Source organism: Jiella sp. M17.18, from assembly GCF_041027365.1.
Classification (GTDB): domain Bacteria; phylum Pseudomonadota; class Alphaproteobacteria; order Rhizobiales; family Rhizobiaceae; genus VKMB-3413.
The window spans coordinates 71356-87175 of record NZ_JBFTEH010000006.1 but is presented as its reverse complement, the minus strand read 5'-3'; the positions used below and the strand labels follow the sequence as shown (position 1 = coordinate 87175).

16 protein-coding genes are annotated in these 15820 nt (G+C 67.7%); 10 read left to right on the top strand and 6 right to left on the bottom strand.

Annotated elements, in window-relative coordinates; all coding sequences use genetic code 11:
* Positions 1 to 197: 197 nt before the first annotated feature.
* The 4 genes from AB5S17_RS12815 to AB5S17_RS12800 all read right to left on the bottom strand — a co-directional run bounded on the left by AB5S17_RS12815 (position 198) and on the right by AB5S17_RS12800 (position 3768).
* Complete coding sequence (locus tag AB5S17_RS12815) at positions 198 to 950, bottom strand: phosphoadenylyl-sulfate reductase (RefSeq protein WP_369239908.1); 753 nt, start codon at positions 948 to 950, stop codon at positions 198 to 200.
* Positions 947 to 1462 carry a DUF934 domain-containing protein gene (locus AB5S17_RS12810; protein ID WP_369239906.1) on the bottom strand — a complete coding sequence of 172 codons (516 nt, stop codon included), beginning with the start codon at positions 1460 to 1462 and terminating at the stop codon, positions 947 to 949. The genes AB5S17_RS12815 and AB5S17_RS12810 overlap by 4 nt, the downstream gene beginning before the upstream one ends.
* Positions 1462 to 3150, bottom strand: a complete 1689-nt coding sequence (locus tag AB5S17_RS12805; RefSeq protein WP_369239904.1) for a nitrite/sulfite reductase — start codon at positions 3148 to 3150, stop codon at positions 1462 to 1464. The genes AB5S17_RS12810 and AB5S17_RS12805 overlap by 1 nt, the downstream gene beginning before the upstream one ends.
* A 267-nt stretch (positions 3151 to 3417) precedes the next feature.
* Positions 3418 to 3768 carry a DUF2849 domain-containing protein gene (locus tag AB5S17_RS12800; protein ID WP_369239902.1) on the bottom strand — a complete coding sequence of 117 codons (351 nt, stop codon included), beginning with the start codon at positions 3766 to 3768 and terminating at the stop codon, positions 3418 to 3420.
* 368 nt (positions 3769 to 4136) lie between these two features.
* Between AB5S17_RS12800 and AB5S17_RS12795 the strand changes: the two genes are divergently transcribed.
* The 3 genes from AB5S17_RS12795 to AB5S17_RS12785 all read left to right on the top strand — a co-directional run bounded on the left by AB5S17_RS12795 (position 4137) and on the right by AB5S17_RS12785 (position 6684).
* The gene (locus AB5S17_RS12795) at positions 4137 to 4844 is read left to right on the top strand and encodes a dihydrofolate reductase family protein (protein ID WP_369239900.1); all 708 of its coding nucleotides are present in this window, start codon (positions 4137 to 4139) and stop codon (positions 4842 to 4844) included.
* Positions 4845 to 5017: 173 nt separating this feature from the next.
* Positions 5018 to 5722, top strand: coding sequence for a hypothetical protein (locus AB5S17_RS12790; protein ID WP_369239898.1), 705 nt, complete (start codon positions 5018 to 5020; stop codon positions 5720 to 5722).
* 59 nt (positions 5723 to 5781) lie between these two features.
* Positions 5782 to 6684: a hypothetical protein gene (locus AB5S17_RS12785; protein WP_369239896.1), complete on the top strand. Its 903-nt coding sequence runs from the start codon at positions 5782 to 5784 to the stop codon at positions 6682 to 6684.
* Positions 6685 to 6704: 20 nt separating this feature from the next.
* Here AB5S17_RS12785 and AB5S17_RS12780 read toward each other — a convergent pair whose 3' ends face one another.
* Positions 6705 to 7955 (bottom strand): ubiquinone biosynthesis hydroxylase, encoded by a 1251-nt coding sequence (locus AB5S17_RS12780; protein WP_369239894.1) that lies wholly within the window; start codon positions 7953 to 7955, stop codon positions 6705 to 6707.
* 123 nt (positions 7956 to 8078) lie between these two features.
* Between AB5S17_RS12780 and AB5S17_RS12775 the strand changes: the two genes are divergently transcribed.
* The 7 genes from AB5S17_RS12775 to AB5S17_RS12745 all read left to right on the top strand — a co-directional run bounded on the left by AB5S17_RS12775 (position 8079) and on the right by AB5S17_RS12745 (position 14267).
* The gene (locus tag AB5S17_RS12775; RefSeq protein WP_369239892.1) at positions 8079 to 8957 is read left to right on the top strand and encodes an acyl-CoA thioesterase; all 879 of its coding nucleotides are present in this window, start codon (positions 8079 to 8081) and stop codon (positions 8955 to 8957) included.
* A 236-nt stretch (positions 8958 to 9193) separates the two neighbouring features.
* Complete coding sequence (locus AB5S17_RS12770; protein ID WP_229154447.1) at positions 9194 to 9532, top strand: P-II family nitrogen regulator; 339 nt, start codon at positions 9194 to 9196, stop codon at positions 9530 to 9532.
* A 19-nt stretch (positions 9533 to 9551) separates the two neighbouring features.
* Entirely contained in the window at positions 9552 to 10892 is a 1341-nt protein-coding gene (locus tag AB5S17_RS12765; protein ID WP_369239890.1) for an ammonium transporter, read from the top strand.
* A 280-nt stretch (positions 10893 to 11172) separates the two neighbouring features.
* Positions 11173 to 12180: an NAD(P)-dependent alcohol dehydrogenase gene (locus AB5S17_RS12760; protein WP_369239888.1), complete on the top strand. Its 1008-nt coding sequence runs from the start codon at positions 11173 to 11175 to the stop codon at positions 12178 to 12180.
* A 6-nt stretch (positions 12181 to 12186) separates the two neighbouring features.
* Complete coding sequence (locus tag AB5S17_RS12755; RefSeq protein ID WP_369239886.1) at positions 12187 to 12558, top strand: DUF4440 domain-containing protein; 372 nt, start codon at positions 12187 to 12189, stop codon at positions 12556 to 12558.
* An 87-nt stretch (positions 12559 to 12645) separates the two neighbouring features.
* Positions 12646 to 13443: a 4'-phosphopantetheinyl transferase superfamily protein gene (locus tag AB5S17_RS12750; RefSeq protein ID WP_369239884.1), complete on the top strand. Its 798-nt coding sequence runs from the start codon at positions 12646 to 12648 to the stop codon at positions 13441 to 13443.
* Complete coding sequence (locus tag AB5S17_RS12745) at positions 13440 to 14267, top strand: metallophosphoesterase (protein WP_369239882.1); 828 nt, start codon at positions 13440 to 13442, stop codon at positions 14265 to 14267. The genes AB5S17_RS12750 and AB5S17_RS12745 overlap by 4 nt, the downstream gene beginning before the upstream one ends.
* 490 nt (positions 14268 to 14757) lie before the next feature.
* Here the strand turns inward: AB5S17_RS12745 and AB5S17_RS12740 are convergent, their stop codons facing one another.
* A complete protein-coding gene (locus AB5S17_RS12740; protein WP_369239880.1) occupies positions 14758 to 15375 on the bottom strand; it encodes a ribonuclease D in 618 nt (205 codons plus the stop codon).
* Positions 15376 to 15820: the final 445 nt, after the last annotated feature.

Here is a 15820-nt window from a genome sequence, read left to right as displayed (position 1 = left end):
TCATTCGATACTCGTCGCCAGAGGCACCGCCTCCAGGGGCTACCTCACACGCAGCGCAAGCCCCCCTCATCGCCTCGCTCTGCTCGGCACTTCTCCCCATGGGGGAGAAGGAGGGCGCCTTTTCCTGCGCCGTCACACCCGACGAGGCGTCGAAGCGAGACGAGTGCTCGAGCGCTGCGCAAGAGTCGGCGGCCGCCTCAGATCCCCGCACCCTCCGACACCGCCGCCGGATCCGGGTCCGGGACGTGCAGGCCACATTCGCGCTTGGTGTCGTCCTCCCACCACCAGCGGCCCGCGCGCTCGGGCTCGCCCGGCTGGACGGCGCGCGTGCAGGGCGCGCAGCCGATCGACGGGAAGCCCTTGGCGTGCAGCGCGTTCACCGGCACGGCGTTCATCTCGCAGAAGTCGACGACGCGCGGGCGCGACCAGTCGAAGATCGGGTTCGCCTTCACCAGCTTGCGCACGCTGTCGTAGCCGACGAAGTCCATGTCGTGGCGGTTGGCCGACTGGTCGGCCCGAAGGCCGGTCACCCAGGCGCTAGCGCCGTCCAGCGCCCGCTTCAGCGGCTCGACCTTGCGCACGCCGCAGCAGGCGAGGCGGAACTCCTTGGCGTAGTAGAAGCCGTCGATGCCCTGTTCCTCGATGAGGTTCTCCAGGGCGTCTGCCTGCGGATACTTCGCGTGGATGCGCTTGCCGTACTTCTCCTCGGTCTTGCGCCAGACGTCGTATGTCTCCGGGAAGAGCCGGCCGGTGTCGAGCGTCACCACCTCGATCGGGATCGCGTTGGCAAAGATCAGATGGGTGATCATCTGGTCCTCGATGCCGAGGCTGGTGGTGAAGACGATGCGGCCCTTCACCTTCTCGCGCAGGTCGAGGAGGCGCTCCAGCGGCGTCAGCTCGTGGAACTCGGCGTTCAGCGTCTCGGCGAGGAGCTTCGGGTCCTGGATCATGGGGTCGCCCCTTTCCGCGCGGCGAGGCGCTGCTGCAGGATGCTCGGCCGCTCGCCATAGCCGGTCTGGTAGTGATCGGTGATGGCGTCCTTCGCCGCCATCCACTGCTGCACGGGCTGGCGGTTCGCCATCGTCTCCGGCAGTTCGACCTCGTCGAAGCCGCAGGCGAGCACGTCGGCGAACTCGTCGGCGATCAGCGGCCCGGAGGCGCGCAGCGTCTTGGTAAAGCCCGCGCGGCGCAGGCGCCTGGCGAGCGACAGGCCGCGCCCGTCGGAGAAGGACGGGAACTCGACCGCGATGATCTCGGCCGCATCGAAGAAGGGCGCGATCTCCTCGACCGGCGTGGTGGCCGGCACGGAGAGGCCGAAGGCCCCATCCGGCCGGTCGCCTCCGGCCGCCGCGGCGAGCGCCAGCGGCAGGATCACCGGCCCCTTGGCGGTCCTGGCCGCCTCCAGGCTGTCGATCCTTGTGAAGGCGTCGTCCTTGGCGCCGTGTTGCGTGATCAGCGTCATTACTCCGCCGCCTCCTGCGCACTGCTCCGGCTCGCGACGAAGTCGGTGAAGCCAGCCTTGAACGGTTCGAGGCCGGCGCGGCGCACGGTCTCGATGAAGCTCTCTTGGCCCTGCTTCTCGGCCAGGTATGTCGAGACGATCGTCTCGATCGCGCCCGGTACGTCCTCGGCGTCGATGCCCGGGCCGAGACGCTCGCCGAGGCTCGCATGCTCGGTCGCGTCGCCGCCGACGGTGATCTGGTAGTTCTCGCGCCCGCCCTTTTCGAGCCCGAGAATGCCGATCGCGCCGACATGGTGATGCCCGCAGGCATTGATGCAGCCGGAGATCTTGATCGGCAGGTGGCCGATCTCGCGCTGGCGGGCCTCGTCGGCGAAGGTCTTGGCGATCGCCTGCGCGATCGGGATCGACTTCGCCGTCGCCAGCGCGCAGTAGTCGAGGCCCGGGCAGGCGATGATGTCGGTGATGAGCCCGGCATTCGCCGAGGCGAGACCCGCCGCCTTCAGCGCCGCGAACACCGCCGGCACGTCGTCCTTCCTCACATGCGGCAGAACGAGGTTCTGCGAGTGCGTCACCCGGAACTCGTCGAAGGACCAGCGCTCGCAGATGTCGGCGAAGGCGCGCATCTGGTCGGCGCTCATGTCGCCCGGCACCGCGCCGATCTCCTTCAGCGCGATCGTCAGCGCGATGTAGCCCGGCTGCTTGTGGGCAAAGCCGTTCTGTTCGACGAAGCGGTCGAGCGCGGGATCGGCAGCGCGCGCCGTGTCCAGCGCCTGCGACTGTTCGGGCAGGGTCTCGTAGGCGGGCGGCGCGAAATAGGCGGCGATGCGCTCCACCTCTTCGGCCGGGGCGTTGATCGTCGGGCCGTCGAGCTTGGCGTATTCCGCCTCGACCCGGGCGCGGAACTCCTCCTCGCCGGTCTCGTGGACGAGGATTTTCACCCGCGCCTTGAACTTGTTGTCGCGCCGGCCTTCAGAATTGTAGACCCGCATGACCGCCTCGAGATAGGCGAGCAGCTCGTCCTTCGGCAGGAAGTCCTTGATCTTCTTGCCGATCATCGGCGTGCGCCCGAGCCCGCCGCCGACGATCACCTCGTAGCCGACGGCGCCGGCCTCGTTGCGCTTCAGCTTCAGCCCGATGTCGTGGACCATGATCGCCGCGCGGTCGTGCTCGGCGCCGGTGACGGCGATCTTGAACTTCCTCGGCAGCCAGACGAATTCCGGATGCAGGCTCGACCACTGGCGCAAGAGCTCGGCCGTCGGGCGCGGATCCTCCACCTCGTCGGCGGCGACGCCCGCGAACTGGTCGGAGGTGACGTTGCGGATGCAGTTGCCGGAGGTCTGGATGCAGTGCATCTCGACGTCCGCGAGCAGGTCCAGGATGTCCGGCACGTCCTTCAGCTTCGGCCAGTTGAACTGCAGGTTCTGGCGCGTGGTGAAGTGGCCGTAGCCCTTGTCGTAGGTGTCGGCGATATAGGCGAGCTGGCGCAGCTGCTTCGAATTCAGCGTCCCGTATGGCACGGCGATTCGCAACATGTAGGCGTGGAGCTGGAGGTAGAGCCCGTTCTTCAGCCGCAGCGGCTTGAACTCCTCCTCCGACAGCGAGCCGTCGAGCCGCCGCTCCACCTGGCTGCGGAACTGGGCGACGCGCTCGCGCAAGAAGCGTTCGTCGAATTCGTCGTAGCGGTACATGGTCCGTCCTACTCGCTGTCTCTTCTGGTGCGGACGACTGCAGGGGCAGCCGCGCACGGTGTCACCGCCTTCTTCTCCCCCGCGGGGAGAAGTGCCGGCAGGCGAGGAGGGCGTTTCGCGCTTCTGTCGATGAGGCAAGCGCCGATTGGCATAATCTCTCCAGACATCTGCCAGGCCCCCTCATCCGGCCCTTCGGGCCACCTTCTCCCCCGGGGGGAGAAGAAAGCCGCCCTTCCGTTTCTGCCGCGGCAGTTGTTCCATGCCGTATCACCCCAGCGGCGTATATTCCGCCTGCTTGCCCATGTCGGGATGCACCGACGGCCCCTTCTGGCGCATGGCGTCGCGGAAGTGCCGCGCCACCGGCAGGCCGGAGCCGGAGAGGTCCACCGGCACGAGATAGGGATCGACCACCATGTTGGCGGCCGCCGCCGCCTTGCCCTCGGCCTCCATCGCCGCCGCCGTCTCCGCGTCATAGGCGACGCGCGCGGCGGACGGGTCGAGCGTCCAGCCGGTCTCGGCGAGGAAGACGACGTCGCCCTCGAGCAGGTGATTCGCCATCACGATCGCCGGCAGCTTGTCGCCGCGCACCTTCGATCCCGCGCGGTGGTCCTTCGCCATGGGTGTCTCCGCCTGTCGGTCTTCCTGGCCGCCACACGACGGGAGCCGCCGCGCGCCGAGCCGATTTGGGTTCGTTCTAGATAGGCCGGATCGCCCCGGGGGTCACCGACGCCGATTGCGGATTGGGACGGGGAAGGGGAATGGATTTGCGGCGCTGCGCCGGGCGAGGGCAATTTTCTGCAGCCGCGTCCGGACGATCAGCCGACCCGCCGGTGCAGAGGCTCCGGCCGGCACCGGGCCGGGCAACCTGCCGGCCCGCAGGGCGTTCTTCGCGGTGACCAACAGCGGGATGCCGCGATCCGCGAGCCGAAACCGGCGCGCCGGTGCCGCCGGTCCGTCCGCTTCCCCTCATGCAAAGGAACACCGCCATGGCCGCTGCCGAGCGCCCCACCGTCATCTGCCACATGACCTCCTCGATCGACGGCCGCCTCCATCCGAGCCGCTACACCGAAAGCCCCGACGGCGTCGTGAAGGACTGGAGCGCCGCCTATGAGGCGCTGCACGACACGTTCGGCGCCGACGCCTGGCTGGTCGGCCGCGTCACCATGGCGGAGATGGCGAAGGGCGAGCCGCATCCGCCGGCGGCGCATGGGCCGGTGGATCGCTCCTGCCACGTCGCGAAAGCCGATGCGGACGCCTATGCCGTCGCGCTCGACCGTTCGGGCAAGGTCCACTTCGCCAAGGCCGACATCGGCGGGGATCACGTCGTCGTGCTGCTCGGCAGCGAGGTCTCCGACGCCCATCTCGCGGAACTGACCGCCGACGGCATCTCCTATGTCGTCTCGCCCGGGCCGGACATCGATCTGGCCGAAGCCCTGTCCGTCCTGAAGCGCCGCTTCGGCATCGAGACGCTGCTCCTCGAAGGCGGCGCCGGCGCCAACGGCTCGTTCCTTGCCGCCGGCCTTGTCGACGAACTGAGCGTCGTCGTCGCCCCCGCGCTCGACGGCGGCACCGACGTCCAGGGCATCGTCGCCTTCGACGGCGGCCTGAAGGGCAAGGTCAGGCTCGCGCTGACGGGGTGCGAGCGGCTGGACCATGGGGCGGTGCATCTGCGGTACACGGTGGAGGCGGTGTGAGGCATGCCATCTGTCGGCGCCGCCTGAAAGGCAGTGGGCGCCTCGCCTTGTCCCGCGCGTTCTCAGTCGGCCTGCTAGGGCCGATCCAGATCCGCGGCTAGCGTGAAGTCATCACCCCCGTCGCGTGCATCGCCTGAATTGCCTCGGGGGGAAATCAGGATATTGTCGCGACGATGAACGAGATGGCGCACCAGGTTGTGATCCCCGCTGACGTCGGTTCCTACACCGTCGCTGAAGCGGCGCGCCTGTTAGGCACGCCGCCGCTCAATATCCGTCGGTGGCTGGGCGGCTACACCTACCGCCGCGACGGCGAGCTGCGGAAGGTGCCGCCGCTCTGGTCCTCTCAGCTCTCCATGATCGAAGAACACCTTGAGCTTGGCTTCCGTGACCTCATCGAGTTGCGCTTCGTCAAAGCGTTCGTGGACGCCGGCGTCGGACTGCTTGCTGTCCGGAACTGCCTGAACTTCGCCCGAGCGTGCCTCGCCGACGAGCGTCCATTCTCGACGCAGCGGTTCAAGACCGACGGGCGCACCATCTTTCTGCAAAGCACGGAAGGGTCCGAGGATCCGAAGCTGCTCGATCTGCGAAGGCGGCAATACGTCTTTCACACGGTCTTCGAAAAGAGTTTCAAGGACCTCGACATCGAGGAGGGCGCCGTTGCACGCTGGCGTCCCTATGACAGCAAGGCGTCTATCCTCATCGATCCGCGACGGTCCTTCGGACGCCCGATCGCGGCGGAGTCCGGCATTCCCACGGCGGTTCTCGCCAGGGCGGTGACATCCGAAGAGTCGGTCGAGCGGGTCGCGCAGTTGTTCGAGGTCAAACCGGCCACAGTGCGGGATGCGATGAAGTTCGAGGAAAGGCTTCAGGCGGCGTGAAGGTCCTGATCGACGAGAACCTGTCGCCGGTTTCTGAACGATAGCACCTGTGAGGTATAATGAATCTTGATAGCCTTAGCGACGAAGAGCTTCTTTACCTCGTGGGCACCACGGACAAGGAGCTGTTCGACGCAGGCAGGGATATAAGACAGCGAGATTGGGAGGTCCCAAATGCCGTGATGAAAAAGCTCGGCTATGCCAGCTTCGTCATAGCTGGAGCCGGAACTCCTGTGATACTCGAACGCATCAGGGCAATTTTCGCGTCGATCTACAGGAGCCAAGATCTCGCAGTGGGAGGCCACATCGGCGTATTTATGTACCGTGACGTGTTTGCGCGATTCAGTATTCCCCATTGCTACGGAAGAGTGAGTATCAATCCGTTCGATTTCGTCGATCTGACCAGAATTCAGCTTCGTATGATACAAGTAGAGACTGAAGAGTATTCTAGATATATAGACCAATTCTGCGATGTGGCGGATATTCAGTACGGCCTTCAGAAGCGGCGGAGATCTTATAAGGACGCGGAGGTCCTTCATCGTTTCCTTGGCCTTTCTCGCCTCCATTTGCATGCTGCTGCCGCGATACTGACAGGTGGGTACGACTATCGCGGCGCGGTGCAGGCAGGATTGCTGGCAACCGAACTCGCGTTGAAGGCAGGGGCTGCGGCTTCCGGTCTGACAGAGCGGGAAATCAAAGATCGGTTCGCGCACAAAGTCGCTCAGACTGCCCAGTTTTTGGGAGATGTTTGGCCTTCATTCGACGTGGCCCGTGTCCAACGCGTCATCGCAGGCCAGCCACCCTATGTCATCAATCGTTACTCTGCTGAGCAGCCCAATCGTCGTGATGTTGGGCATCTCGTAATGGGAGCGCAATTCATCGTATCGGAAGTGGTCCGCCAAACTTCAGATCAAGATTTTCGCCGCGGTTTGAAGCCGCTCGTAGCGCGCAGTTATCCAGAGTAGAGTAGTCGGGGCAGCCGAATTCAGATCGCCTCCCCCTGCAGCAGCCGCGGGCTCGGCCCTTTCCCGAGCCCCGCGGCCTGGCCGATGAAGAACTCCTTCAGCGGCGGGGCGCGGTCGACGAGGGAGAGGCCGAAGGAGCGCAGGGCGCGCAAGGGGCCGAGGTCGTTGGAGAACAGCCGGTTCAGGACATCGGTGGTGACGCCCATCTGCAGCGTGTCGAAACGGCGCCAGCGCTGGTAGGTCTCGAGCACGTCCAGCGCGCCGATGTCGAGGCCGCGGCGCTCGGCGTCCACCACGACCTCGGCCAGCGCCGCGGCGTCCTTGAAGCCGAGGTTGAGGCCCTGGCCGGCGATCGGGTGGATGCCGTGGGCGGCGTCGCCGGCGAGCGCGATGCGGGGCTTCACGAAGTCGCGCGCGAGCGTCAGGCCGAGCGGGAAGGCGCGGCGCGGCCCCTCGACCGTGAGGGCGCCGAGCTTGTGGCCGAAGCGCTGCTCCAGCTCCAGCTCGAACACCATGTCGTCGGCGGCGAGCAGGCGCTCGGCCTCACGCGTCGTCTCGGTCCAGACCAGCGAGGAGCGGTTGCCCTTCAACGGCAGGATGGCGAAGGGGCCGGCGGGCAGGAAATGCTCCTCGGCGCGGCCTTCGTGCGGGCGCTCATGCGCGACGGTCGCGACGATGCCGGACTGGCCGTAGTCCCAGTGGACGGTGCGGATGCCGGCCATGTCGCGGACCGCCGACTTCACGCCGTCGCAGGCGATCAGAAGCCGCGCGGCGATGGTCTCGCCGGAGGACAGGCGCACCGTCACCGCCGCCATGCCCTGGTCGAGGCCCGAGACCGCGACGCCCTGTCGAATGGCGATGCCGAGCTCGGCCGCGCGGCGGCGCAGCGCGCCGTTCAGCGCCGTGTTCGGCAGCATGTTGGCGAAAGGCTCGCCGGGCTTCGCCTCGCCGCCGAAGGTGAGGAAGACCGGGCGCACGGCGTCGCCGGTCCTGGAATCCGTCACGATCATCTCGGTGATCGGCTGCGCCTCGTCCTGCACCTCCTGCCAGATGCCGAGCCGGGAGAGCATGCGCACGGCCGCCGCGGCGACGGCAGAGGCGCGGGCGTCCTTCTCCCACACGCCCTCCGGGGCGGCGTCGACGAGGGTGATCGAAAGATGCGGCGCGGCGTCCTTGATCGCGACGGCCGTGGTCAGGCCGACATAGCCGGCACCGGCGATGACGATGTCTGCGCGCTCGCCGGTCTCGGCGGAAACGTCGGATTCGGCCATAACGGGTCTCCTCGCTGATCGGCGCGTTCTATATGCGCGAGCCGTCGGCGTCGACGGGAAACGCGCCTTGCGGCAAATGGATGAAGACGGGGAAGCCCCCGTCGATCACGGAGTAAGACTAGGATGGCCGACGCCGTTGAACAGCTTCTGACGATCCTCGATCTGGAGACGATCGAGGAGAACCTCTTTCGCGGGACGAGCCCGGAGAACGGCTGGCAGCGGGTGTTTGGCGGCCAGGTGATCGCGCAGGCGCTGGTCGCGGCGCAGCGCACGGTGCCGGCCGACCGGCCCTGCCACTCGCTGCACGCCTATTTCATGCGGCCGGGCGATCCGAAGGTGCCGATCGTCTACGAGGTGGACCGGATCCGCGACGGCGGCTCCTTCACCACCCGGCGCGTGGTCGCCGTCCAGCACGGCGCGGCGATCTTCTCGCTGTCGGCCTCCTTCCAGCGGCACGAGGACGGCTTCGACCACCAGATCCAGATGCCCGACGTGCCGGGACCGGACGAGCTGCCGCATGGCGCGGCCTTCGCCGAGACGATCCTGCAGAACGCGCCGGCGGCGGTGAAGCGCTACTGGCAGCGCCCGCGCCCGATCGAGCTGCGGCCGATCTTCATCGATCACTACGTCTCCGACGAGAAGCTGGAGCCGCTGCAGCGGATCTGGGTGCGCTGCCGGCGCGACATCGGCGCCGACGTCAACCTCAACGCCGCCGTGCTCGCCTATCTCTCCGACATGACTCTGCTCGACACGGCATTGTTCGCGCAGGGGCTATCGGTCTTCGACGAGCGCGTGCAGGCGGCGAGCCTCGACCACGCCATGTGGTTCCATCGCCCGGTCAGGGTCTCGGACTGGCTGCTCTACGCGCAGGACAGCCCGTCCTCGACGGGCGGGCGCGGCCTCACCCGCGGCTCGCTCTTCACCGCCGACGGAACGCTGGTCGCTTCGGGGGCGCAGGAAGGGCTGATCCGCCCGCGCCGGACCGACCTGCCCAAGAAATAGGCGCATTGGGCAATTCCTGACCGTCGTTTCCGCAGCGCCGCATGCCTGCTTGGCAGGCAGTTGCGGCGAAACGGCGCGCATCTGCGGGAAAATACGGCCGAACCGTGGTCGCCTCCATCAATTGGCACGCACCTTGATTACCGTCTGATCGTGACCGCACGGGCATCCCGCCCCAGGCGGCGGATGGCTCAACTCGGCGGCGCTTTTGGGGGTGTCGCCCAAGGTTCGAGGTGAACATGAAAATCGTGATGGCGATCATCAAGCCATTCAAGCTGGACGAGGTGCGCGAGGCGCTGACGGGCGTCGGCATCCAGGGCCTGACCGTCACGGAAGTGAAGGGCTACGGCCGGCAGAAGGGCCACACCGAAATCTACCGCGGCACGGAATACGCCGTGAGCTTCCTGCCGAAGCTGAAGATCGAGGTGGCGGTGCCGGTGGACATGGTCGACCGGGCGGTCGAGGCGATCCAGACCGCGGCCAAGACCGGCCAGATCGGCGACGGCAAGATCTTCGTCTTCGGCATCGATTCCGCCGTGCGCATCCGCACCGGCGAAACCGACGCCAACGCGCTTTGATTTGAGGGGATTTTCGAACATGCGTCTTGCAAAGACTCTGCTGGCCGGCGGCATCCTCGCCGCATTGGCGGCGACAGCCGCCTTCGCGCAGGACACCACCACCACGGCGGCCCCCGCCGCCGCTGCGGCCGCGGCCGTTCCGACCATCGACAAGGGCGACACGGGCTGGATGATGACCTCGTCGCTGCTCGTCCTGTTCATGACACTGCCGGGCCTGGCACTGTTCTACGGCGGCCTCGTGCGTGCCAAGAACATGCTCTCGGTGCTGATGCAGTGCACGCTGATCACCGCGCTCGTCATGGTGATCTGGGCGCTCTGGGGCTATTCCTTCGCCTTCGGCGGCTCCGACTCCCCCTGGTGGGGCGGCACCGCGAAGATGTTCCTGGCCGGCATCAAGCCGGACACCGTCTCCGGGTCGATCCCCGAATACGTCTTCGTCGTCTTCCAGATGACCTTCGCCGTCATCACCCCGGCGCTGATCATCGGCTCCTTCGCCGAGCGGGTGAAGTTCACCGGCGTGCTCCTGTTCGTCGCGCTCTGGGTGACCTTCGTCTACTTCCCGATCGCGCACATGGTCTGGGACGCCAACGGCTTCCTGTTCAAGCAGGGCGCGATGGACTTCGCCGGCGGCACGGTCGTCCACATCAATGCCGGTATCGCGGCGCTGATCGGCTGCTTCTTCGTCGGCAAGCGCACCGGCCTCGGCAAGGACATCATGGCCCCGCACTCGATGACGCTGACCATGGTCGGCGCCTCCATCCTGTGGGTCGGCTGGTTCGGCTTCAACGCCGGCTCGGCGCTCGCCGCCAACGGCACGGCTGGCCTAGCGATGATCAACACCTTCCTGGCGACGGCCGCGGCGATCCTGTCCTGGTCGGTCGTCGAGGGCATCGGCCGCGGCAAGGCCTCGATGCTGGGCGCGGCCTCCGGCATGGTCGCCGGCCTCGTCGCGATCACCCCGGCCTGCGGCTTCGTCGGTCCGATGGGCTCGATCATCCTCGGCCTGATCGTCTCGCCGGTCTGCTACTTCTTCGTCTCGGTGGTGAAGAACGCCTTCGGCTATGACGACAGCCTCGACGTCTTCGGCGTCCACGGCATCGGCGGCATCACCGGCGCGATCCTGACCGGCATCTTCGCCTCCTCCTCGCTCGGCGGCGTCGGCTATGCCGAAGGCCAGACCATGGGCGGCCAGCTGCTCGTCCAGCTCGAGGGCGTCGTCATCACTATCGTGTGGTGTGGCATCGGCTCGGTGATCTTCTACGCCATCACCAAGGCGGTCACCGGCCTGCGCCCGAGCATCGAGGAAGAGCGCGAGGGTCTCGATCTCGCCTATCACGGCGAGGCGGCCTACCACGCCTGACGCTTCGGACGGCGGGCGGTTCTCCGCCCGCTGCCGTCGAACCGATCGCGGCCCGTGCGCTCCGGCGTGCGGGCCGCTTTTTGTATCCACCCACAGCTGCCGCCGCCCGGCGCAGCGTCTGCCATGCTTGGCCGTCTGCCATCTCGCGACGCTGCGTTCCCTTTGCGGTCGCACGCTCCGCAATATGTCGCTCCCTCGACGCATAATCCGCCGCGACACCGACAGGCCCCGCAGGAGCGGCGGCCTCGGCGTTCCGCGGCCTTTCGCAAGGAGAGACACGATGAAGGCCATCAAACTCGCCAAGCCCGGCGGCCTCGACAAGCTCACCCTCACCGACATGGCAGACCCCGGCCAGCCCGGTGCCGGCGAAATACGCGTCCTCATCCGCGCGAGCTCGCTGAACTTCCACGATTACGCCGTCGCCTCCGGCATGAGCCCGGCGGAGGATGGTCGCATCCCGATGGCCGACGGCGCCGGCGAGGTCGAGGCTGTCGGCGAGGGCGTCACCGAGTTCCAGCCGGGCGACCACGTCGTCTCCGGCTTCTTCCCGCTGTGGGAGGACGGCGAGCCGCCGGTCGACCACTTCGAGACGACGCCCGGCGACGGGATCGACGGCTATGCGCGCGAACTGGTCGTGCGGCCCGCGACCTGGTTCACCCACGCGCCGAAGGGCTACAGCCACGCCGAGGCCGCGACGCTGACCACCGCGGGCCTCACCGCCTGGCGGGCGCTGATCGTCGACGGCAAGCTGAAGGCCGGCGACGACGTCTTGGTGCTCGGCACGGGCGGGGTGTCGATCTTCGGCCTGAAGATCGCCAAGGCTATGGGCGCGCGCGTCATCGCGACGTCCTCGTCCGACGAGAAGCTGGAACGGCTGACCGCGCTCGGCGCAGACCACGTGATCAACTACAAGAGCACGAAGAACTGGGGCGAGAAGGTCCGCGACCTCACCGGCGGGCGCGGCGTCGACCATGTCGTCGAGGTCGGCGGCCCGGCGACGCTCGGCCAGTCGATCACCGCCGCCAGGATCGGCGGGCACATCGCGCTGATCGGCGTGCTCACCGGCCGCTCCGGCGAAGTTCCGACCGCCGCCCTGATGGCGCGCCAGCAGACGCTGAAGGGCATCATCGTCGGCAGCCGCAAGCACCAGATGGACTTCGTGCGCGGCATCGAGGCGAGCGGCCTCAAGCCGGAAATCGACAAGACCTTCGCGCTGGCCGAGATCGCCGACGCCTTCCGCTACGAGGAATCGGGCAGGCACTTCGGCAAGATCTGCCTGGAGATCTGACTGCCGATGGACCGGCGTCTCGCCGGGCATCTGATGGAACTGGAGGTCAGCCTGCTCGATCCGGCGCTGCGCGCCGATCCGGACCGTGTGGGCGCGCTCCTCGCCGACGACTTCGTCGAGATCGGCAGTTCCGGTGCGGTGTCGGGCAGGGCGGCGATCATCGCCGCTCTCGCCGTCGAGGCCGCGGACGGTCCTGTCGACCGGCAGGTCTCGGACATGGAGGTGCGGCTGTTGTCTCCCGAGGTCGCGCTGATCACATACAGGGTCCGGCGCGGCCGTCCGGGCACGGCGAGCGTCGTCAACCTGCGCAGTTCGATCTGGACCTGCAAGGACGGGCGGTGGCAGATGCGGTTTCACCAGGGTACGCGGGTTCGATGACCCTTGCGGCGCCGGCCCGTTCGGCATCGCGCGGGACACATCAGGCGGGGATGGCAGGCTGTCGGGCGGGGCATGAATGTGGATCGAATGAACGACGACCACCTGCACCGGTCGGGCGAGATCACCGTCTGGCTGACCGACCTCGACGCGGTCGATGCGGCGGCGGCCACAGCCTATGAGCGCATGCTAGATGCGGACGAACGGCGCCGTTTCGAGCGCTACAAGGTCGAGGGCGCGCGGCGCGAATATCTGGTCGGCCGGGCGCTGGTGCGTACCACCCTGTCGCGCATTGCCGATGTCGCGCCGGCGGACTGGCGCTTCGCGGCGAACCGCTACGGCCGGCCGGCGATCGCGCCGGAACAGGCGCACCTCGCCCCCGGCCTCGTCTTCAACCTCTCCCACACGCGCGGCCTCGTGGCGCTTGCGGTCGGCCGGTCCTGCGACCTCGGCATCGATGTCGAGATGATCGCCCGCGAGAGTGCGATTCACGACCTTGCCGGCCGCTATTTCGCGCCGTCCGAAGCCGCCTATGCCTGGGCGGCGGAGGGCGCCGAACTCACCGAGCGGTTCTTCGCCTTCTGGACGCTGAAGGAGGCCTATATCAAGGCGCGCGGCATGGGCCTCGCCCTCCCGCTCGACGGCTTTGCCTACGACATCCGGGGCGAGGGGCCGCCGACCATCGCCTTCACCGACGCCTGCCCGGACAATCCCGCCCGCTGGCGCTTCCTGCGCCGACGCTTCGGCGCGACCCACCGGCTGGCGCTTGCGGTTTCCGCCCCGCAGGCGGAACTGTCGGTGCGGTTCGTGCGCACGGTGCCGCTTGCCGGTGCCGAGGAGGAACTGGAGCGGGTGACACTTCCCCCTTCGGCCGGAGCCGCGGCGTGAGGCTCTACGCCGTCAGCGACATCCATCTCGGTTATCAGGCGAACCGCGAGGCGATCCACGAGATCGCGGCGCGGCCGGACGACTGGCTGATCCTCGCCGGCGACGTCGGCGAGACCGAGCGGCACATGCATCTCGCCTTCGACGCGCTGCAGGGAAAGTTCCGGCAGATCGTCTGGGTGCCCGGCAATCACGAGCTCTGGTCGGTGACCGGCCGCGACGCCGAGCCGGGAGAAAGGCCGCTGCGGGGCGAGGCTCGCTACCGCCGCTTCGTCGACCTTTGCCGCGAGCGCGGCGTCACCACGCCGGAGGATCCCTATCCCGTCGTCGAGGTGGACGGCGCTCCGGCGCGGATCGTGCCGATGTTCCTGCTCTACGACTACTCCTTCCGGCCGGGCGACGTGTCGCAGGAGGCGGCGGTCGCCTGGGCCCGCGAGGCGGGGCTTCGCTGCGCCGACGAGCAGTTCCTGGCGCCCGACCCGCACGCCAGCCGCTCCGACTGGTGCACCGCGCGGCTCGCGGAGACGCAGGCGCGGCTCGATGCGCTGGACGACGAGCTGCCGACGGTCCTCGTCAACCACTGGCCGCTGCGCGAGGAACTGGCGAAGCCGCCGCGCATCCCGCGCTTCTCGATCTGGTGCGGCACGAAGGAAACCGAGGACTGGCATCTGCGATACCGGGCGAGGGCGGTCGTCTCGGGACACCTGCACATGCCGTCCAGCCGGCGGATCGACGGCGTCGCCTTCGAGGAGGTCTCCTTCGGCTATCCCAAGCAGTGGCGGGGGCGCAGGGCGCCGGACGCCGCGCTCCGGCGCATCACCGTCTGACGATGCGTGACCGCTCGGCGGGCGGCCGCCGCGGAATCGGGTGGCGCGAACGCAAGCGGCGCGGCAGCCGTCCCGGGCTGCCGCGCCGCTCTGATTTCTTGCCGCCTTGTGCAGGCGTGGCGCGTCGGACGGACCCTCGCCCGCCGCCTCCGATCAACCGATCAGATGCAGGATGGCGACCGTCGCGGTGAGCGCGACGGCGATGAGGGAGGTGACGGCGAGGGTCTGAGCGGTCTGGCTGCGAAGCATCTTGTGCGCCTTTCATTGGAGCGCGTGGGTGATGCGGCGCATGTGGCGGTTTTCGCCGCGCTCCAACGTCCGGTTTGCGACACCGGACGGCGTGAACGAGACGATCTCAGGTCCGGCGCAAGATTTCTCGCGACCGCAGCAGGCGATGGCCGGCGCGCTGCCGAACAAGGCCGGAGCCAGAGGTCTCTGGGCCTCTTCTCGCCGCGCCGGCCGCTCTCGCCCTTACTGCCGGCGGAGAGTCTCAGACCGAGTGCGAGAAGATGTCCTCGTCGCCCCAGCCGGCGAGATCGAGCTTCACGCGCGTCGGCAGGAAGGCGAAGCAGGCCCGCGCCAGATCCATGCGGTCCTCGCGGTCGAGCCGCTTGTAGAGGACGCCCATGATGTCGTGAAGATAGAGCACGTCCGAGGCGGCATATTCGATCTGCGCCGGCGACAAGGTCTCCGCCGCCCAGTCCGAGGACTGCTGCTGCTTCGACAGGTCGACCCCGAGAAGCTCGCGCGCGAGGTCCTTCAGCCCGTGCCGATCGGTATAGGTGCGGGTGAGGCGCGAGGCGATCTTGGTGCAGAAGATGCCGTCGGTCATCACGCCGAAGGCATGATAGAGCGCCGCGACGTCGAAACGCCCGTAGTGGAAGATCTTGGTCTTCGAGGCGTCCTTGAGCAGCGCCGAGATGTTCGGCGCCTCACGCTGGCCCTTGGCGATCTGCACGATGTCGGCGGTGCCGTCCCCCGGCGAGAGCTGCACGACGCAGAGCCGATCGCGATGGGTGTCGAGGCCGAGGGTCTCGGTATCGATCGCCACCGGTCCGGTGTAGCGGGATATGTCGGGAAGATCGCCTTTGTGGACGCGGATCGTCATGCTGGATGAGGCCTTTCGGAGCAATGTCCTCCGCCCCGGAGGAGCGGCTGGCGGATTTCAATCGTCTGCGACATTCGCTCCGACAGGCCCGGATCCGAAGCGCCGCCACGACCGGCGAGCCGCGCAGGCCGTGGCGGCGCTTCGGGAATCCGTATCGAGCCTTCGTGAGCGGCGGCGCAAAGGTCGGAACCCGATCCCTAGCGGATTTCGGTGCGCCGGGGAAAGATTTCCCGACGGCGGCCCGGCCCGGACGGCTGCAGCGCTGGCGCTTCTCGGTGGGGACAGGGCCCTCCGCGACGCGGCGGGATGGGCTGCCACGCTCGCTAGCCGCCGCCTGATCGAATCGGTTCCTGTCCATTTGCAGTCAATCCGCAAGTCGCTGCCGTCCCAGCGCGGGATCGCCCGATCCTTTTGCGGCATCTTTCGGCTGGTGCGCGGTCCGTCG

What these genes read in the sequence shown, in the direction of transcription:
- AB5S17_RS12790 (WP_369239898.1), top strand. Translation starts at nt 5,018, where the DNA reads ATGAACGAGATGGCGCACCAGGTTGTGATCCCCGCTGACGTCGGTTCC.
- AB5S17_RS12770 (WP_229154447.1), top strand. Translation starts at nt 9,194, where the DNA reads ATGAAAATCGTGATGGCGATCATCAAGCCATTCAAGCTGGACGAGGTG.
- AB5S17_RS12800 (WP_369239902.1), bottom strand. Translation starts at nt 3,768, where the DNA reads ATGGCGAAGGACCACCGCGCGGGATCGAAGGTGCGCGGCGACAAGCTG.
- AB5S17_RS12765 (WP_369239890.1), top strand. Translation starts at nt 9,552, where the DNA reads ATGCGTCTTGCAAAGACTCTGCTGGCCGGCGGCATCCTCGCCGCATTG.
- AB5S17_RS12760 (WP_369239888.1), top strand. Translation starts at nt 11,173, where the DNA reads ATGAAGGCCATCAAACTCGCCAAGCCCGGCGGCCTCGACAAGCTCACC.
- AB5S17_RS12810 (WP_369239906.1), bottom strand. Translation starts at nt 1,462, where the DNA reads ATGACGCTGATCACGCAACACGGCGCCAAGGACGACGCCTTCACAAGG.
- AB5S17_RS12785 (WP_369239896.1), top strand. Translation starts at nt 5,782, where the DNA reads ATGAATCTTGATAGCCTTAGCGACGAAGAGCTTCTTTACCTCGTGGGC.
- AB5S17_RS12755 (WP_369239886.1), top strand. Translation starts at nt 12,187, where the DNA reads ATGGACCGGCGTCTCGCCGGGCATCTGATGGAACTGGAGGTCAGCCTG.
- AB5S17_RS12740 (WP_369239880.1), bottom strand. Translation starts at nt 15,375, where the DNA reads ATGACGATCCGCGTCCACAAAGGCGATCTTCCCGACATATCCCGCTAC.
- AB5S17_RS12750 (WP_369239884.1), top strand. Translation starts at nt 12,646, where the DNA reads ATGAACGACGACCACCTGCACCGGTCGGGCGAGATCACCGTCTGGCTG.
- AB5S17_RS12815 (WP_369239908.1), bottom strand. Translation starts at nt 950, where the DNA reads ATGATCCAGGACCCGAAGCTCCTCGCCGAGACGCTGAACGCCGAGTTC.
- AB5S17_RS12775 (WP_369239892.1), top strand. Translation starts at nt 8,079, where the DNA reads ATGGCCGACGCCGTTGAACAGCTTCTGACGATCCTCGATCTGGAGACG.
- AB5S17_RS12780 (WP_369239894.1), bottom strand. Translation starts at nt 7,955, where the DNA reads ATGGCCGAATCCGACGTTTCCGCCGAGACCGGCGAGCGCGCAGACATC.
- AB5S17_RS12795 (WP_369239900.1), top strand. Translation starts at nt 4,137, where the DNA reads ATGGCCGCTGCCGAGCGCCCCACCGTCATCTGCCACATGACCTCCTCG.
- AB5S17_RS12805 (WP_369239904.1), bottom strand. Translation starts at nt 3,150, where the DNA reads ATGTACCGCTACGACGAATTCGACGAACGCTTCTTGCGCGAGCGCGTC.